This is a genomic window from Caballeronia sp. RCC_10, assembly GCF_041360715.1.
GTDB classification, from domain to species: domain Bacteria; phylum Pseudomonadota; class Gammaproteobacteria; order Burkholderiales; family Burkholderiaceae; genus Caballeronia; species Caballeronia grimmiae.
Map to the genome: position 1 here is coordinate 23,232 of NZ_JBFUPT010000009.1, position 15,758 is coordinate 38,989.

21 protein-coding genes are annotated in these 15,758 nt (G+C 62.3%); 8 read left to right on the forward strand and 13 right to left on the reverse strand.

Annotated elements, in window-relative coordinates; genetic code table 11:
• Nucleotides 1-8: 8 nt before the first annotated feature.
• The 5 genes from AB6804_RS17120 to AB6804_RS17140 form a co-directional block, all read right to left on the reverse strand.
• On the reverse strand, nt 9-500 hold the full coding sequence (locus AB6804_RS17120) for a hypothetical protein (protein ID WP_370887453.1): 492 nt from the start codon (nt 498-500) through the stop codon (nt 9-11).
• Complete coding sequence (locus AB6804_RS17125; RefSeq protein WP_370887454.1) at nt 500-1,819, reverse strand: sorbosone dehydrogenase family protein; 1,320 nt, start codon at nt 1,817-1,819, stop codon at nt 500-502. Before AB6804_RS17125 ends, AB6804_RS17120 begins: the two co-directional genes overlap by 1 nt.
• A complete protein-coding gene (locus AB6804_RS17130) occupies nt 1,819-1,986 on the reverse strand; it encodes a hypothetical protein (protein WP_167569272.1) in 168 nt (55 codons plus the stop codon). Before AB6804_RS17130 ends, AB6804_RS17125 begins: the two co-directional genes overlap by 1 nt.
• A gap of 63 nt (nt 1,987-2,049) precedes the next feature.
• Complete coding sequence (locus tag AB6804_RS17135) at nt 2,050-2,442, reverse strand: DUF3175 domain-containing protein (RefSeq protein ID WP_370887455.1); 393 nt, start codon at nt 2,440-2,442, stop codon at nt 2,050-2,052.
• A gap of 12 nt (nt 2,443-2,454) precedes the next feature.
• Complete coding sequence (locus tag AB6804_RS17140) at nt 2,455-3,072, reverse strand: UdgX family uracil-DNA binding protein (protein ID WP_370887456.1); 618 nt, start codon at nt 3,070-3,072, stop codon at nt 2,455-2,457.
• A 173-nt stretch (nt 3,073-3,245) separates the two neighbouring features.
• Here AB6804_RS17140 and AB6804_RS17145 point away from each other — a divergent pair, with 173 nt between their 5' ends.
• Entirely contained in the window at nt 3,246-3,554 is a 309-nt protein-coding gene (locus AB6804_RS17145; protein ID WP_075583188.1) for a hypothetical protein, read from the forward strand.
• A 58-nt stretch (nt 3,555-3,612) separates the two neighbouring features.
• Here the strand turns inward: AB6804_RS17145 and pqqA are convergent, their stop codons facing one another.
• The 3 genes from pqqA to AB6804_RS17160 all read right to left on the reverse strand — a co-directional run bounded on the left by pqqA (nt 3,613) and on the right by AB6804_RS17160 (nt 4,249).
• Entirely contained in the window at nt 3,613-3,687 is a 75-nt protein-coding gene (pqqA, locus tag AB6804_RS17150; protein WP_008353049.1) for a pyrroloquinoline quinone precursor peptide PqqA, read from the reverse strand.
• A gap of 162 nt (nt 3,688-3,849) precedes the next feature.
• Nucleotides 3,850-4,050, reverse strand: coding sequence for a hypothetical protein (locus AB6804_RS17155; protein WP_188885332.1), 201 nt, complete (start codon nt 4,048-4,050; stop codon nt 3,850-3,852).
• A 19-nt stretch (nt 4,051-4,069) separates the two neighbouring features.
• Nucleotides 4,070-4,249, reverse strand: coding sequence for a DUF2795 domain-containing protein (locus tag AB6804_RS17160; protein WP_370887457.1), 180 nt, complete (start codon nt 4,247-4,249; stop codon nt 4,070-4,072).
• Nucleotides 4,250-4,425: 176 nt separating this feature from the next.
• Between AB6804_RS17160 and AB6804_RS17165 the strand changes: the two genes are divergently transcribed.
• A complete protein-coding gene (locus AB6804_RS17165) occupies nt 4,426-4,662 on the forward strand; it encodes a hypothetical protein (protein WP_370887458.1) in 237 nt (78 codons plus the stop codon).
• A 12-nt stretch (nt 4,663-4,674) separates the two neighbouring features.
• Here the strand turns inward: AB6804_RS17165 and AB6804_RS17170 are convergent, their stop codons facing one another.
• Nucleotides 4,675-7,566, reverse strand: a complete 2,892-nt coding sequence (locus AB6804_RS17170) for an EAL domain-containing protein (RefSeq protein ID WP_370887459.1) — start codon at nt 7,564-7,566, stop codon at nt 4,675-4,677.
• A 191-nt stretch (nt 7,567-7,757) separates the two neighbouring features.
• A complete protein-coding gene (locus AB6804_RS17175; protein ID WP_370887460.1) occupies nt 7,758-8,177 on the reverse strand; it encodes a GNAT family N-acetyltransferase in 420 nt (139 codons plus the stop codon).
• A gap of 64 nt (nt 8,178-8,241) precedes the next feature.
• Between AB6804_RS17175 and AB6804_RS17180 the strand changes: the two genes are divergently transcribed.
• Complete coding sequence (locus tag AB6804_RS17180; RefSeq protein ID WP_370887627.1) at nt 8,242-8,739, forward strand: cupin domain-containing protein; 498 nt, start codon at nt 8,242-8,244, stop codon at nt 8,737-8,739.
• On the opposite strand, the gene mobB is transcribed toward AB6804_RS17180, so the two are convergent.
• Entirely contained in the window at nt 8,736-9,260 is a 525-nt protein-coding gene (mobB, locus tag AB6804_RS17185; protein ID WP_370887461.1) for a molybdopterin-guanine dinucleotide biosynthesis protein B, read from the reverse strand. The genes AB6804_RS17180 and mobB overlap by 4 nt on opposite strands.
• A 134-nt stretch (nt 9,261-9,394) precedes the next feature.
• On the opposite strand from mobB, the gene AB6804_RS17190 reads away from it, so the two are divergent.
• Nucleotides 9,395-11,926 carry an adenosylcobalamin-dependent ribonucleoside-diphosphate reductase gene (locus AB6804_RS17190; RefSeq protein WP_370887462.1) on the forward strand — a complete coding sequence of 844 codons (2,532 nt, stop codon included), beginning with the start codon at nt 9,395-9,397 and terminating at the stop codon, nt 11,924-11,926.
• Here AB6804_RS17190 and AB6804_RS17195 read toward each other — a convergent pair.
• On the reverse strand, nt 11,923-12,510 hold the full coding sequence (locus AB6804_RS17195; RefSeq protein ID WP_370887463.1) for a TetR/AcrR family transcriptional regulator: 588 nt from the start codon (nt 12,508-12,510) through the stop codon (nt 11,923-11,925). The genes AB6804_RS17190 and AB6804_RS17195 overlap by 4 nt on opposite strands.
• 87 nt (nt 12,511-12,597) lie before the next feature.
• Between AB6804_RS17195 and AB6804_RS17200 the strand changes: the two genes are divergently transcribed.
• Nucleotides 12,598-13,065, forward strand: coding sequence for a DUF1348 family protein (locus AB6804_RS17200; protein WP_370887464.1), 468 nt, complete (start codon nt 12,598-12,600; stop codon nt 13,063-13,065).
• 13 nt (nt 13,066-13,078) lie between these two features.
• On the opposite strand, the gene AB6804_RS17205 is transcribed toward AB6804_RS17200, so the two are convergent.
• Complete coding sequence (locus AB6804_RS17205; protein ID WP_035968484.1) at nt 13,079-14,101, reverse strand: transporter; 1,023 nt, start codon at nt 14,099-14,101, stop codon at nt 13,079-13,081.
• Nucleotides 14,102-14,312: 211 nt separating this feature from the next.
• Between AB6804_RS17205 and AB6804_RS17210 the strand changes: the two genes are divergently transcribed.
• The 3 genes from AB6804_RS17210 to AB6804_RS17220 all read left to right on the forward strand — a co-directional run bounded on the left by AB6804_RS17210 (nt 14,313) and on the right by AB6804_RS17220 (nt 15,726).
• On the forward strand, nt 14,313-14,660 hold the full coding sequence (locus tag AB6804_RS17210) for a hypothetical protein (RefSeq protein WP_370887465.1): 348 nt from the start codon (nt 14,313-14,315) through the stop codon (nt 14,658-14,660).
• A gap of 96 nt (nt 14,661-14,756) precedes the next feature.
• The gene (locus tag AB6804_RS17215; protein WP_370887466.1) at nt 14,757-15,155 is read left to right on the forward strand and encodes a response regulator; all 399 of its coding nucleotides are present in this window, start codon (nt 14,757-14,759) and stop codon (nt 15,153-15,155) included.
• A gap of 295 nt (nt 15,156-15,450) precedes the next feature.
• A complete protein-coding gene (locus tag AB6804_RS17220) occupies nt 15,451-15,726 on the forward strand; it encodes a hypothetical protein (protein ID WP_370887467.1) in 276 nt (91 codons plus the stop codon).
• Nucleotides 15,727-15,758 lie beyond the last annotated feature (32 nt).

The window sequence follows — 15,758 nt, forward strand, 5'->3', positions numbered from 1 at the left end:
TGAATCACTTAGCCCTTGGCATGCTTGGGCAGTGCACGCGCGCCGACCAGTGGATTGAAGCCCGCAGGCTTGCGCGACGATGTCTCTTGCTTCTTCCCGCCCTCATCGCTGCGATTGCCGCCCAGCTGGCTGAGCAGGTCTTCGTCGTCGCCAGGCTCTTCGTTGGTATCGTCCGTGGCGCGCGCCTTCGGCTCACTCTTGCCCGCAAGATGCTCGACCACCGACACGAAATCCTTCTGCGCCGAACGCAATGCGCGCCCCGGCATCATGATGAGCACGACCGCTTCCTGAACGGTGCGGTCGTCGACGGTATGCAAGGAGCCCGGCTCGTTCCAGTCGATGCCGCTATCCGCATAAGCAGCTACCACGTGATGCAGCACCGCCGGCGACAGCACGCCCGCATCGTATAAGCCGACGATCTGCCGCTCCGCGAGCGCGAAGAGCGTTGGCTGAGGCGGGGCCTCGGCTGGAGCCTGCTTTTTAGGTTTGCGCGCGGCCATTACTTCGAGGCGGGCGCGACCCGCCACACGGTGTTGCCGACATCGTCGGCGACGAGCAGGCCGCCGGCATGATCGACCGCAACGCCGACCGGACGTCCAAGCGCACGCCCATCCGATCCAAGAAAGCCGGTCAGCATGTCTTCGGGCGGGCCGGAAGGCTTGCCGTTTTCGAATGGCACGAACACGACTTTATAGCCGCTCTTGGGCTTGCGGTTCCACGATCCATGTTGACCGATGAACGCGCCGTTCCAGTAGTGTTGCGGAAACGCTTTGGCATCGTAGAACGCGAGTCCGAGCGATGCGGTATGCGCGCCGAGCGCATAGTCGGGAACGATCGCCGCGTCCACGAGTTCGGCGCGTTGGGGCTTCACGCGGTCATCGACGTGCTGGCCATAATAGCTATATGGCCAGCCATAGAAGCCACCGTCTTTTACGGCCGTCATATAGTCGGGCACGAGCTCGTTGCCGAGTTCATCGCGCTCATTGACAGCGGTCCACAACGCGCCGGTCTGCGGCTGCCACGCCATGCCGTTGGGATTGCGCAAGCCTGTTGCATAGAGCCGCGATTCTTTTGTGTCGATATCCACTTCCATGATCGCCGCGCGGCCGTTCTCGGCGTCGATACCGTTTTCCGCTGCATTGCTGTTCGAGCCGACCGTCACGTACAGCCGCTTGCCATCCGGACTCGCGATGATGTTCTTGGTCCAGTGATGATTGATCGGGCCAGCAGGCAGGTCGATGAACTTTTCGCCCGGTGATGCGATCTGCGTGTCGCCGCTTTGATACCGGAAGCGCACGACGGCATCGGTATTCGCAACATAGAGATAGTCGCCGACAAGCGCCATGCCGAAGGGCGAATGCAGCTTATCGATGAAGACCGTCCGCGTTTCGGCGATGCCATCGCCATCGGCATCGCGCAGCAAGGTAATGCGGTCGGCGCTCGGCCCCGCAGCGCCCGCGCGCTTCATCACCTTCTTCGTGATGACGCCCTTGAGGCCCGCGTTCTCATCGTGCTCTGCAGGCGTGTTGCTCTCGGCGACAAGAACATCGCCGTTGGGAAGCGTCGCGAGCCAGCGCGGATGATCGAGTCCTGAAGCGAACTCGGTCACGCCGAAGCCTTCCGCCGGAACGGGCTTCTGACCTTGCCCCCACGGTTTTGCGGGCGCGATGTTCACCGTCGGCAATAGCGCCCGTTTCGGCGCGGGTAGCGACGGATTCGGGCCGAAGCCGGGAGGGTAATCGTCGGCGCTGGCTGCCGGGCTTGCAAGGGCGAGGACGGCTATCGCTGCAGCCGCCAGCCGATCGATGCGGCGCTTCATCAGCCCCCGCCGATGCCTTGTATGACTTTGCCCGTGCCGTCACAGGTCGGGCAGTCGCCGCCGTTTTGCTTGCCGGTGCCGTTGCAATCGGGGCAGAGGTCTTCGCCGGTGCCGGGCACGCCGGGTTCGGCTTCGTCCCCGGGACTGAGAGGAGGTTCTTGCGCCATGGTCGTCTCCTTGTCGGTTGAACGCCTTACAGCAACTTGTGTTCCCACTAAGTCACGACGCGATCAAGGCTTGCGGCCAAACGCATCGCGCAAGTGTTTCTTTGCACGCTCCAATATATTGCGGCGAGTCTTGGGCAAATTGCGCCCCGCGCGATTGATATAGAAGTTGAGCATCGACATGGCCGACTGATACGGCGTGCCTTTGCGCCGCGTGCTGCTCGTCGAAGAATGCTTGAGCGACTGAGCAATTTCTTCGGCGCTGCCGGTCTTGAAGATGTCGCGTTCGATATCCATCGCATCGCTGGTTTCCATCACATGATGCGACCAGCGATGATTGGCATTTTTCGGCTTGGCGGACTTCTTCGATGCACTGCTCGTCTTCTTCTTGCGATCGCTCGCGAGCGCATGACGTTGGCGCGTGCTGCCTGTCTTCGTGTTCTTGCGAGTCGTTGCCATCAGATATCCCGATCAACGTTTAGGCTTGAGCAAACGATGCGCTTCGCGCAACGCATCGACGATGGCCTGATACGCGGCATGCCGCGTCTCAGGGTCGGGCGCGCGCAATACATACGACGGGTGATAAGTCGCTATGACCACGCGTCCGTCATGTTCGATCGGATGGCCCATCGAAGCCTGCAACTTTGCCTTCGAATCGCTCAATACGGATTTAAGCGCAGTTGCGCCGAGCGCGACGATGACCTTCGGATCGATATCGGCGGTTTCGCGGTCCATCCAGTAATGGCACGCGTCGATCTCGCGCTGCGCCGGTGTCTTGTGCATGCGTCGTTTGCCGCGTGGTTCCCACTTGAAATGCTTGACCGCGTTCGTGACATAGACGTCTTTTCGCGTGACGCCTGCCTCTTCCAGCGCGCGATCGAGCATTGCACCCGCGGGACCGACGAAGGGCTTGCCTTGCAGGTCTTCCTGATCGCCAGGCTGCTCACCGACGATCATCAATGGCGCGTGACTCGGGCCTGCACCGGGCACACCCTGCGTTGCATCCTTGTAGAGCGCGCAGCGGTGACACGTATCGAGCGATTCTGGCGTTTGATCCGGTTCGACGCCGGGTTGTTTGATCGTCGCCATGAGGGTCAGGCGTTTAACGCACTACGCGCGGCACGAAAGGGCGTTCGAAGGGAACGAGGCATCGCACTCTCCGTCGATTAATGCTGAGCGCGGAGCAATTAGCGGACCTTTCCAGATTGGAGTGGAATGCGCGTTGCTGAGTTTCGAGTTATCAACTCGACAGGAGACCTGCAATGGGTATCGACGAACGTTTGGAAGGGGAAGGCAGTACAGATAAGCCGCTCGGCGATGCCGGCAGCGGTGCGAGCGGTGGCGGGTCTATCGGGAATCTGCCGGGGCCGGGCGCGGCAACGGGTGGCGATCCGAAGCAAGGTGTTCGACAGCCGAATGCGGGCGAGGTCGAACCGGAAAACCGGCGTCTGGAACAGGACCCGCATCAGACCGCTGAGGTACCGCTGGGCTCCGGCGACCGGCCTGAGCCAGCTGGCAAGGGCGGCCAAGGCCCTCAGACAGGCCAGGACGTTCCTCCACGCGCGAACTAACGCAAACGCATGACAAGCAAAAAGAACGGCCGCTTATCGCGGCCGTTCTTTTTGCCGATTAGCGCGTGGCAATGTACATCGTGATTTCGAAGCCAAAACGCATGTCGGTGAAGCTCGGTGTTTCCCACTTCATAAAGCCTCCTTGTGCAAGAAGCGGCCTGACGCATGCCGGGCCGTTGCGCGGTGTTCTAATGCAAGCGCCGTGCAAAGCCGCGCCCTAATTCGACGCTCTTACATGCTAGCGGAGTTTGGCGCTTGCATGATTGGAAATCGCCTGGCCGTTCATTTAATTTATTTATAGCGGTCTCGGCCGATTGCCTGAGTCGTCAGGGTTTACGCTCGCTTTGTCCGGGTCTGTCGCTTCATCGCGTTCCAGTGCCTCACCGGGACGAGGGATTACCCTGTCAGCTTCTTCAGGCGTAATGTTGTTCAGTTCATTGCCGCCCGGTGCATGGGGCTTGTCATGCGTATCGGGTGCTTCCGGTGTTTGAGCCATTGCGTTTCCTTGTCGAAAGTCATTCGGCGCGCGACGCTTCGCGCAATACCGCGGCATCGCTGTCGTATTTGTGATCGCGCATTTTTCGAAGCAGCGCCAATACCTCACCGTTCGCTCCGTTGCGCTGCGCGAGCGCAATGAGTTTTTCCTTGCCCATTGGATATTCGGCGCCCTTCAGTGCCTGAGCGATCTCATCCATGCGCGGTTCGTCCTCATGCCGCTGATCCTGCGACTGCGCGGGATGCTGAGACATAACGCCTCCTTTTCGATGTGACGATAACGCCGATATCGGCAGCAACACACGTACCCGTCTGCGGGCGCGTTTGATGCTGCACTGCTTCCACCGATCGACACACAAAAAAGGAGGACAAGCAGATGACCATTAGCGCAGACCGCATCTCGGACATGGAAGTCAAGGTCGAGAGCACGATCTACACGTTCGACAGCAAGGACAAAGCCGACGCGTTCCAGCAGTGTTTGGGCAGCGATACCGTCGAAACTTGCGCGGCCGACCACGCGCCGTTATCGACGCGCGCCGCTGTCTCAAGCGACAGTGCGCTCGGCGGCGAGCCGGGCAGCATCATCTCGCCGTCGATGGGCGGCATGCCTTGAACGCAACGCGCTTCACAGCGCCGCGCTGTTCGTCGCACGCGGCGCAAGCGATGCACGAGTGAGTGCGTGCAACGGCAGCGGCTTGGCGAAGAAATAGCCTTGCGCCTGCGCCGCACCCATCTCACGCAACACGGCTAGCGTGGCTGCGTCTTCCACGCCTTCAGCGACGAGCGTCAAGTCGAGCGACTCGGCCATCCTTACGATTGCACGCACGATCGCGCGGCTGCGAGCGCTTTCAGTCAGTTCGAGAATGAATGACTTGTCGATTTTGAGACCGCTGAATTGATACTGATGCACATAGCTGAGCGATGAAAATCCCGAGCCGAAGTCATCCAGCACCACGGACATGCCGTTATCGGCAAGACGCTGCATCGTGCGGCGCGCCAGATCCGGCTCGGCGACGAGCGCGCCTTCGGTGAGTTCGAGACATACACGCGAAGGCGAAACGTAATAGCGCCGCAATAAGGCAAGGACGTCATCCGCGAACTCGGGCCGCGTCATGCTATAGCTCGAACAATTCACGTGCACCGGCGGCCAGTGAGCGTAACGCTCGTTCGAAAGAATAGCGGCCACGCGTTCGAGCATATAAAGATCGAGGCGGCCGATCAGCCTGAGCCCTTCGACGGACGGCAAAAATTCGCCTGGCCCCACGATGCTTCCATCCGGCTGACGCCAGCGTATGAGCGCTTCCAGTGCGACGACTTCGCCGCTGCTGGCATCGACGATAGGCTGAAAATAGGGCACCAATTCGTCGTCGCGCTTCATTGCGTTGCGCAGCGCGCCTTCGCGTTCCACCTGATCCGACACTTCGCGCCGCAGTTCCTGATTGAAAACGACGAAGCTGTCGCGTCCCGCATTCTTCACGCGATACATCGCCGTATCGGCATCGCGCAGAAGATCGGCAGGCTCGGTATGAAACTGACTGTCTGCGGTAACGATGCCGATGCTGCACGACGAGAAGACGACATGCTCTTCGATATGAAACGGCAAATCGAAGGCAGCGAGAATGCGCCTTGCAATCGCGACCGCATCGTGGACCGGCGCATTCACGGACAGCACCGCGAACTCATCGCCGCCGAGGCGCGCGAGCAGGTCGCTGGAGCGCACGCAGTCGCGCAGGCGCGCGGCGGCTTGCACGAGCAGCATGTCGCCGAAGTGATGCCCGAGACTGTCGTTCACGACCTTGAAGCGATCGAGGTCGATGAACATCACCGACAGCTCGTGCCCGCGCGTGCGATAGTCGTTCCATGCGCCGCGAAGCCGCTGCATCAGGTGGCTACGGTTGGGCAGGCTCGTCAGCGAATCATGCGCGTTCTCGTAGAGCAGACGCGCATTGGCTTCATCGAGTTCGCGCGTGCGGGCCTGCACGCGCGCTTCGAGTTCGAGATTCGCCGCATGCAAGGCTTCGGCGTCGCGGCGGCGCGACAATGCAGTATCGATATGACGCGATACGAAGGTCAGCAATTCCTGATCGCGCAGTGAATAGCGCACGAGCGGCGAGTAACTTTGCACGGCCAGCACGCCGCGCACGACGTCGCCGTCGAAGAGCGGAATGCCGAGCCATGAACGCAGGCGCACGGTGCCCGTTTCGGTCTCGAACGCGCCTTCGTCGATGAGCCGCATGGCTTCCTGATGGTCGATCAGCCGTGCGCGCCGCTCGCCGATCACATACTCGGTCAGCCCGCGCTGGCCGCTTCGCGGAGCAGGGCGTTCGAGCACGATCTCGTCGACGTAATAGGGAAACGACACTTCGCCCGTTTCCGGTTCGATCAGCGCGATATAAAAATTACGCGCATAGAGCAGCTCGCCGACGATGCCGTGCAGGCTGCGAAAGAACTCCATCATGTCGCCGGGCCGGCTCGACAGTTCCGCGATCTGATAAAGCGCGGCCTGCAAGTGCTCCGACCGCTCGCGCTCGGCGATGCCATGACGCAGCGCCGCGTTGAGTTGCGAAAGCTCGGACGTGCGCCGCGCAACCTGTTCTTCGAGATCAGCACGGTGAAGAATGCGATCGAGCGCCATGGCGACGTGACGCGCGACGACGAGAAAGAGCGCACGGTCCTCGGCCGTGTAAATGCGCGACACGTCGTAGACCTGCATCGCGAGCATGCCGAACACTTCGTCCGATGCGTTCTTGAGCGGCGCGCCCATCCAGAATTCGGGGCGGTCGCCGAGGCAGTGGAAGCGTCCGTCGCGCTCGGCGGCGGTAATGTCGGCGTGCGTGACGAAGAGCGGCTGACCGCTCGTCAGCACGCGGCCTGTCATCGAGAGATGCGACGGATCGAGAATGTCGTAATTCTCGGCGGCCTGCACGTCGGTATCGATGACGTCGACGTAATACGGATACGTGATTCTGCCGGTCTTGCGATCGTAGAGCGCGAGATAGAAGTTTTCAGCGTCGATCAGCGTGCCGAGGCGCTCGTGCACGCAACGAAGAAACTCGGCGCGGTCGCGCACCGAGCTTGCGAGGTAGGCAATCTCATACAACACGCGTTGAGTCAGTTGTGCACGGGCCAGCGCGTCAGCCTGCACCCGTTCGCCGAGACGCCGCGCAAGGCCGGCCAGTTGTGCATCGTTTTTGTGCGCCGCCGGCGCGACGAGCCATCCGAGCACGGCTTCACCGCGCCCGGTCGGCCAGCGATGCCAGCCATGCGCCGCGCATTGCTCATCCAGCCCTTCCTCCGGGATGCTGCGGGGCCATTTCTGGGACGCGTCGCCGCGATGCGCAAGGTGCAACTGCTCGCCCGCGCGATACCATGCCCACTCGCGGCTGCAGTCCATCGACACGGCATCGCGCAGCAGCGCTTCGATGGGCTGAGCGTCGGTCAATTCGGTCACGTCGTCCGTCCGGGCCGCGATTGCAGCCGGAATCGGCGTCGCGTTATACGCGGAAAACACACTCATCGGCGCTCCAGGCCATTTTTATAGGGCATTCAGGCCGCCGCGCTGGGGGCCTGAGTCCGCGTTCAGTTGTTAGTCAAGCAATCGCTCCTTACCGGGCTAACGGCACGGAGCATACAGGCTTGAGCATCGCCGAAAAAAAATGTAAGGCGCGATGGCATCGACACACGCGAATGCGCGGTCTTGAAGGCTCGTCAGAAGCGCTTCTGCAGAAAATAGCGCGAGTGTCCGCCTTGAAAATCGGCAAGCTCGCCGAAAGTCTCATAGCCGCAGCGCACATAAAGATTACGTGCCTTCGGGTTGAGCGTGTCGAGCCAGGCGGCGCGGCAGCCGCGCTGTTTGGCTTCAATTTCGGCTGCTTCGAGCGCACGCGCGGCGAGTCCGCGGCCACGCATGTCGTCGCGTATCCACAGCCATTTGACGAAAAGCCAGTCCCACGCGGTGAAGCCGGCCAGTCCGCCGACGAAGTCGTCATCGGCATACAGCGATACCGAGAGATCACGATGCCCGCTCGGTCCAAGCTGCGATGCGTTGAACGCCGCGAGTCCGCCCGCGACCTCGGCCTCGAACGATTCGTCGATCCAGTCGGTGACGGAAATGGTGATGTCGCTCATAACGCAGAGTGAAGCGCCCGTGGAACGTGCAGAATACGCGAAACTTGCGAAAGGGGAATCGACCATGCACGAAGCGATCGACAGTCAGGCGCTGATCGCGCGCCTGGAATTGAAACCGCATCCGGAAGGCGGCTATTTTCGCGAGACGTATCGCGCGGGTCATCGGGTGTTGCGGGAAGCATCGAACGAAGCGCGTTCGGCTTCGACCGCCATTTACTATCTTCTTTGCGATGGCGCGCATTCCGCGTGGCATCGCATTCGCTCGGACGAGGTCTGGCACTTCTATGCGGGCGATCCGGTCGACGTGCATGTGCTCGACGCAAACGGGGCGCTGCTGACGCATCGGCTGGGCGACGCGCTCGTGCATGAGGACGCGGTTTTTCAGGCCGTCGTCAAGGCGGGCGACTGGTTCGCCGCCGAATGCCGCGATGCAACGGGCGCGGCGCTGGTTGGCTGTACCGTTGCGCCGGGTTTCGAGTTCAGTGAGTTCGAGCTTGCGGCGCCAGGCGAATTGCAAGCGCGCTTTCCGCAGCATCGCGAATTGATTGCGCGGCTTGCCTAAGGCTTCAACGCAATGCCCAACGTTTTGCAAATGAACGCGCCGATGCGCGGTATGTCATCGAGCGGCAGCGTCGGAAGCGTCGTGTCGATCGACGATGCACCGTCCGTTGCGATGGCGAGAACATCCACGTCCGTCTTGAAGAGCGGCTCCGTCGCCGTCGATGGCCGCACGACTTCCAGCCGGGGCATCGCTTCACGCGCGAAGCCTTCGACAATCACGATATCCGCCTGCGACAGCCGCGCGGCCAGCGTGGCAAGCGGCGGCTCCGCTTCGTCGTTCAGTTCATGGAGGATAGCGTAGCGGTAGGGCGAGGCGATCAGCACTTCGCCCGCGCCGGCGCGACGAAACCGCGCACTGTCTTTCCCGGGCGGCTCGAATTCGATCGAATGATGGCTGTGCTTGATGACGTTCACGGCGAGACCGTGCGCGCGAAACCACGGCAGCAACGCCTCGATCAAAGTCGTTTTTCCCTGGCCGGAGCGGCCCGAAATGCCGAAGAACGGCAGGTGCGGCGAATTCATGCGATGGTTTTATATCGTGGTGAATGTTGCGAGGGCGAGTGTAGCGGTTCGGTGGCGAGGGCGGGGAAATCGCGCTATCGTCGGGCATCGTGTTTGCGAATCATGGCAAGCCCCGACATACCATAGGATCAGACATGGCCGAAGACAATCCCAGTACCGCGTTAGCGCCGCAGCAATTTTCCACCGACGTGATGCTCGAGAAATACGCCAAGGGCGACGAGACGCGCGTCGACGATATCTACCGGCGCGTTGCTCGTGGTGTGGCCCTTGCAGAGCCGGCGGAAGTGCGCGCGAAGATAGAGGCGGAGTTCGTCGACAACTTCAAACGCGGCGCTTTGGGCGCCGGGCGCATCATGAGCGCGGCGGGCGCGGGCATCGATGCAACGCTCATCAACTGCTTCGTACAGCCGGTCGGCGATGCGATACAGGGCGTCGATGACAACGGCCTGCCCGGCATCTATGTCGCGCTTCTGCAAGCCGCGGAGACGATGCGGCGCGGCGGAGGCGTGGGCTATAACTTCTCGGCGATCCGTCCGCGCGGGGCGCGCGTGCATTCGACGGGTTCCGCCGCATCCGGGCCGTGCAGCTACATGGACGTGTTCGACGCATCGTGCCGCACGGTCGAAAGCGCGGGCGCGCGACGCGGCGCGCAGATGGGCATTCTGGACTGCACGCATCCGGACTTGCTCGAATTTATCGCGGCCAAGCACACGAAAGGGCGCTGGAACAACTTCAACGTCTCTGTCGCGGTAAGCGATGAATTCATGCAGGCCGTCGCCGACGATGCGATCTGGCAGCTCGTGCACAAGGCGGAGCCATCGCCGGCGCAGCGAACATCGGCGGATATCCGTCAGCGCGACGACGGTCTGTGGGTGTATCGCGAGGTCAAGGCGCGCGAGGTGTGGAACACGATCATGCGTTCTACTTATGATGTCGCGGAGCCGGGCGTCGTGTTCATCTCACGCATGAATGGCGATAACAACCTGCGCGCGGTGGAATCCATCCGCGCGACGAATCCCTGCGGCGAGCAACCCTTGCCCGCCTATGGCTGCTGCAATCTTGGGCCGATCAACCTCACGCGGCTGGTGCGTGAACCCTTCGCGCAGATGCGAGGCGGCGTGCCGGCATTCGACTGGGACGGTCTTGGGCGCGCCACACGCACGCAGGTGCGCTTCCTCGACGATGTGCTCGACGTCACGCTCTGGCCGCTGACGGAACAGGCGCGGGAGGCGGACGCGAAGCGGCGCATCGGCGTCGGCTTCACGGGTCTCGGCGATACGCTCGTCATGCTTGGATTGCGTTACGACACACAGGAAGGCCGCGATTTCGCCGCACGCGTGGGCCGTGCGATGCGCGACGAAGCGTATCGCGCATCCGTCGATCTGGCGCGCGAACGTGGCGCGTTCCCCCTGTTCGATGCGAAGCGGTATCTCGAGCAAGGCACCTTCGCATCGCGCCTGCCGGACGACATCAAGAGCGCGATACGCCTGCATGGCATCCGCAACAGTCACCTGCTTTCCATTGCGCCGACCGGCACCGTGAGCCTTGCATTCGCGGACAATGCATCGAATGGCATCGAGCCCGCGTTCTCATGGACGTATCAGCGCACCAAGCGCATGGCGGACGGATCGCGCCAGAGCTTCGCGGTCGAAGATCATGCGTATCGGCTGTATCGCGAGATGGGCGGGGACGTGAACGCACTGCCGGAATACTTCGTGAATGCGTTGCAGATGTCCGCGCACGATCATCTGGAGATGATGGCGGCGGTCCAGCCTTTCGTCGACACGTCGATCTCGAAGACGGTCAACGTGCCTGCAGATTACCCGTTCGACAAGTTTCAGGACCTTTATTTCGATGCCTGGCGACGCGGCCTGAAGGGACTCGCGACGTACCGGCCGAACGAGACGCTGGGCGCGGTGCTGTCGGTCACGCCGGAAACAACGCCGAGCGATTCACCCGATCCCGAGCTGGACCTCGATCCGTTGCGCATAGCGATCGATCATCGGCCGCGCGGTGAGTTGCCCGCGATCATCGAGAAGGTCGAATATCTGACGCAGGCCGGCAAGAAGTCGCTGTATCTCGCGGTCTCGTTCATCGAAGTGACGGGGCGCATTGCGGGCGAGGACGTGACCATCGAGCGACCCATCGAGTTCTTCATTCCAACGGGGCAGCGCGACGAATCGCAGCAGTGGATCACCGCGACCATGCGTTCGCTTTCGCTTGCAGCACGCGGCGGTTTCGCGGCGCGCACGCTGCAGGACATGCGCAAGGTGTCGTGGGATCGGGGACAGGTGCGGCTTGGCGATGTCGAGCGGCTCGACGGTCATCGCAGTCCGCGCTGGCACGATTCGGAAGTCGCGGCGCTGGCGTTTGCCATCCAGCAGATTTTGCATCGACGCGGCTTTCTCGATGCCGAGGGCAATCAGGTGCCGTCGCGCGTGCTGGCGAAGAAGCGCAGCGAGGGCGCACAACCAGTGCGTGCGTTGACGGCGGAAGACGACGTCATCAATGAAGATGCTGCGGACTCCGATGCATCGCCCAGTGATCCGAACGGCCTTGAACTCATGCATGGACGCAAATGTGCCACGTGCGGCGCAAACGCGGTCATTCGCCGCGACGGTTGCGATTTCTGCACCGCTTGCGGAGAAGTGGGGGCTTGCGGCTAGCGCGGCTCGGCACTCGCACCCCGCCGCACGGCGCGCACGAGCCGTGCAAGCGCCTTCAATGCATCGGCGGGGGCATCGGCGAATTGCGCGGCGACAATCGCCCCATCCACCGCAAGCGCCAGCGCCTCGGCGTCGGCCTTCGCGGTGCGTGAGGCGGGCATCAGCGCGCGAATGGCGGCGGTCATGTCGCGCTTGTGCCGTCGCGCGATATCCACGGCTTGCGGCAGCGTGCCGCCGACTTCGACCACCGAATTGATGAACGCGCAGCCGCGATAAGTCTCCTGACTGAACCATTCCGCGAGCGCCGGCACGAGCGCCGACAGCGTGCCGCCGTGACGCGCGAGGGCGTCGCGGAACCAGGTCATCCAGTTGTCGTGCCGAAACTCCAGGAACGCAACGATCAGATCGTCCTTGCTGGCAAAGTAGCGATAGAACGTTTTCTTCGCGACACCCGATTCCGCGATCACCCGGTCGATACCGGTTGCGCGTATGCCATCGCGATAGAAAAGGTCGTGCGCGGTGCGAAGGATGCGCGCATCGGGCGAAAGCCCGGCGTCATCCGTGGAAGGTTCGATGAAGTTCATGGCGTCGATTGTAGACAGGTTCGTCTACCTGGGCTAGAGTGCTGCGAGTAGACAGATCTGTCTACCATCTACCGACAAGGAGCCGCAATGGAATCCCGACCGCCTCTTCCGCCGTTCGATGCACAAACCGCCGCGCAAAAGGTCCGCCTCGCCGAAGACGGCTGGAACACGCGCGATCCGAAGCGCGTCGCGCTGGCTTACACAGAAGACACGCGCTGGCGCAATCGCGCGGAGTTCGTCACGGGGCGCGCGCAAGTCGAAGCGTTTCTGCAACGCAAGTGGGTGCGCGAACTGGACTACCGGCTCATCAAGGAACTGTGGGCGTTCACGGGCAACCGCATCGCGGTGCGCTTCGCGTATGAATGGCACGACGACTCGAACAACTGGTATCGCAGCTACGGCAACGAAAACTGGGAATTCAACGAGGCGGGGCTGATGACGCATCGTCACGCGTCCATCAACGACCTGCCGATCAAGGAGTCCGAGCGCAAGTATCACTGGCCGCTCGGCCGCCGGCCCGACGACCATCCGGGCCTGAGCGACCTCGGACTGTAACGCCCGGACACGCTCACATATCGCGCCGCCGCCGGAAAGCCCACCATCCGGCGAGCGCCGTGAAAGTCGCGACGACGAGCACGAGCAGCCAGAATCCGTGATGATTCTCCGCGAGCGGAATGCCGCCCACGTTCATGCCGAAAAAGCCGGCGACGATGTTGATCGGCAGCGCGAGCACGGTCACGAGCGTCAGCGTGAACAGCGTGCGGTTGCTCTGTTCGTCCATGCGCGTCGCGATCTCTTCCTGCAAGAGCTTGATGCGCTCGACGAGGCCCGCGAGGTCGTTCAGCACCAGTGAGAACTCTTCGGTTGCGTCGCGCAAATCCTGAATGTCCTGCGCGTGCAGCCAGCGCGGCGGCCGTGCGAGCAGGCGGAACACGGACCCAGGCTCGGGCGCGAGCAGCCGCTGCAGGCGCACGAGCACGCGCCGAAGCGCGCCGAGGTCGGAGCGCGTCTTCGATGAATGCGTCGAAAGAAAGCGGTCTTCAATGCCGTCCACGTCCGCGCTCGTACGCCGCACGATCTGCACGAGAAGATCGGCCTGATCGCGCAGCAAATGGGCGAGCAGTTCCGCCGGCGAACGAAACACCTCGCCGCGCCGCACCGATTCACGCAGCGAATCGATGGAACGCAGCGGCTTCATGCGCGCCGTAACGAGCAGTTTCTGATGCGTATAGACCCAGAGCGTAGCGATTTCCGACGGCGTCAGTTCGAAGTTGAACATGACGTCGTTGATGACCGCGAACAGCGCGCCCTCCTGATGCTCGATGCGCGTCGAGTGCGAGCCTTCGTGCAGCGTGTCGAAGAACGCGTCCGGCACGCCGAGGCGCGTGCGCATCCAGCGTTCGCACGCGCTGTTCGCAAGATCGAAGTGCAGCCAGATGAACTCCTTGGCCGTATCGTCGCGGGCGAGCCATTCGCTGGCGGCCTCGGCGTCGATCGGTTCGCCCGGTTCATCGACAGGGAATCGAAAGCCGCAGACGAGGCCGGTGAAGTCGGAGCCGTAGGGCGGTCTTTGCAGGGTGGCAGCATTCATGCGGGCGTTCGAGCGTTCGATGTGCAATACGGGCGGCAGCCGGCTGGCGCGTTCAGGCGCTAGTGTGCCATTGCTCGCGCCCAAAACGGTCGATACATCGGCTGCCTGCCATGCAAGAATGACTGTCATATTGGCGGCGTATCATGGAACGATGCGAGACGGTCCGCCGGTTCAGGCGCATACGCCGTCGGTCAACTAGGGGAGAAGCGCGGTGGATGATCTGGACGATCTTGACGGCGTGACACAAACGACGGCAGCGGGACTGATACGCCTTTCTTCGGTGCTCGCGGCGCTGGCGCGCGACGGCGCGGTGGACACGCGCTTCGGCGCGAAGCTGTTCAAGCGGCTCGACAAGGAAGCGCGGCGGGTCGCGCAACGCGGCGACGAAGCGTTCGACGGCGCCACGCGCGAGTCGCTTCTGGCGGCAATCGGCGAACTCGACCTGGCGCTGCGCCAGCGCGATGCGGCCTCGCTCGTCGAAGCCAACGCGCGTCTGCGCGAGCAGGAAGAGGATACGCCGGCGAAGCGCCGCAAGAGCAAGAACGAAAGCAACGCCTGAAAGGGAAATCGAAGTCAGGCGCGAAACGTGCTGTATGGCGGGCGATCCATTCATCGAATCGCCATGTCCGTGAACTTGTATTCCCCTCATTGCGCCGTGTGGACGAACCGCAGCGTCGACGTGGAGGTCCAGAACTGGCGCATCCTGGTTGTCGATGACAACGCTTCCAGCGCGGAAGCCCTGGCCGCGGCCTTGACCGCGGATGGTTTCGATACACGCGTCGCGCTTTCCGGCGTCGACGCGCTGCACGCCATCGACGGCTGGGTGCCGCACATCGTCATCCTCGATATCAGCATGCCCGAGCACGACGGTTTCGCGACCGCGCGCGTGCTCCGGCGCATTGCCCGGACGCGCGACGCGGGCATCATCGCGTTCACTGCGCTCGGCGAGGAACTGGTGCGCCCGCAAGGCCTGCATGCAGGGTTCGACGCCTACTGCCAGAAGGGCAACTCGCCCGCGACGCTGGTCAACCTCATGCAGCGCCTCGTTCACTGAACACCCGGTTGCGCACCCCGATGCGCGAAAACGTTGTTCTGTCCCCGCGTAACGACGGGCAAGCAATGGCGCGTGCATTCGACCCCGAGAGCCTTATACCGTGTGGCAAAGCGCGATTTCAGCACATTCGTGCGGCCAGCGATTGTTGGCGCACGGTGAAAAGTGTATTGAATGGTATCGGGATAAAAAAACGATAGTAGGGGTATACACTGCATTCCATCGACGTAGCAGACAGTTTCTCGCCATCCGCTGCGGCGCTTTCTGACACGAACGTCTACCGTCTTTGGAGCACACCATGAAACGCAATCTGATCGCTACCCTGCTTATCGCTGTTTCCGCCTCGATCGCCGCGCCCGCTTTTGCGAGCGGCTACGGTCCGGCTCCGTCCTACCGTCCGGCTGTCGGCGCACCGGCTTCGCAACAAGGCCCGAGCGCGCAAGCCATCGCTGCTGAAGAACACGCGCACGGCATCGACGCCAACGCGTTCGGCGGTTCCCGCGACTCCCTGGCTCAGTCGGGCAACCGCTCGCAAGGGACCAACAGCACGAACTCGATCTACTTCGGTCACTGATCGAACCGGTCTGGCCGGATTATCCTCCGGCC

Bases quoted from the DNA above. Each gene is read 5' to 3' on its own strand.
- AB6804_RS17170 (WP_370887459.1), bottom strand. From the start codon at position 7,566: ATGAGTGTGTTTTCCGCGTATAACGCGACGCCGATTCCGGCTGCAATC.
- AB6804_RS17145 (WP_075583188.1), top strand. From the start codon at position 3,246: ATGGGTATCGACGAACGTTTGGAAGGGGAAGGCAGTACAGATAAGCCG.
- AB6804_RS17195 (WP_370887463.1), bottom strand. From the start codon at position 12,510: ATGAACTTCATCGAACCTTCCACGGATGACGCCGGGCTTTCGCCCGAT.
- AB6804_RS17205 (WP_035968484.1), bottom strand. From the start codon at position 14,101: ATGAATGCTGCCACCCTGCAAAGACCGCCCTACGGCTCCGACTTCACC.
- AB6804_RS17125 (WP_370887454.1), bottom strand. From the start codon at position 1,819: ATGAAGCGCCGCATCGATCGGCTGGCGGCTGCAGCGATAGCCGTCCTC.
- AB6804_RS17180 (WP_370887627.1), top strand. From the start codon at position 8,242: ATGCACGAAGCGATCGACAGTCAGGCGCTGATCGCGCGCCTGGAATTG.
- AB6804_RS17220 (WP_370887467.1), top strand. From the start codon at position 15,451: ATGAAACGCAATCTGATCGCTACCCTGCTTATCGCTGTTTCCGCCTCG.
- AB6804_RS17175 (WP_370887460.1), bottom strand. From the start codon at position 8,177: ATGAGCGACATCACCATTTCCGTCACCGACTGGATCGACGAATCGTTC.
- AB6804_RS17200 (WP_370887464.1), top strand. From the start codon at position 12,598: ATGGAATCCCGACCGCCTCTTCCGCCGTTCGATGCACAAACCGCCGCG.
- AB6804_RS17135 (WP_370887455.1), bottom strand. From the start codon at position 2,442: ATGGCAACGACTCGCAAGAACACGAAGACAGGCAGCACGCGCCAACGT.
- AB6804_RS17140 (WP_370887456.1), bottom strand. From the start codon at position 3,072: ATGGCGACGATCAAACAACCCGGCGTCGAACCGGATCAAACGCCAGAA.
- mobB (WP_370887461.1), bottom strand. From the start codon at position 9,260: ATGAATTCGCCGCACCTGCCGTTCTTCGGCATTTCGGGCCGCTCCGGC.
- AB6804_RS17130 (WP_167569272.1), bottom strand. From the start codon at position 1,986: ATGGCGCAAGAACCTCCTCTCAGTCCCGGGGACGAAGCCGAACCCGGC.
- AB6804_RS17120 (WP_370887453.1), bottom strand. From the start codon at position 500: ATGGCCGCGCGCAAACCTAAAAAGCAGGCTCCAGCCGAGGCCCCGCCT.
- AB6804_RS17190 (WP_370887462.1), top strand. From the start codon at position 9,395: ATGGCCGAAGACAATCCCAGTACCGCGTTAGCGCCGCAGCAATTTTCC.
- AB6804_RS17160 (WP_370887457.1), bottom strand. From the start codon at position 4,249: ATGGATGAGATCGCTCAGGCACTGAAGGGCGCCGAATATCCAATGGGC.
- AB6804_RS17165 (WP_370887458.1), top strand. From the start codon at position 4,426: ATGACCATTAGCGCAGACCGCATCTCGGACATGGAAGTCAAGGTCGAG.
- AB6804_RS17155 (WP_188885332.1), bottom strand. From the start codon at position 4,050: ATGGCTCAAACACCGGAAGCACCCGATACGCATGACAAGCCCCATGCA.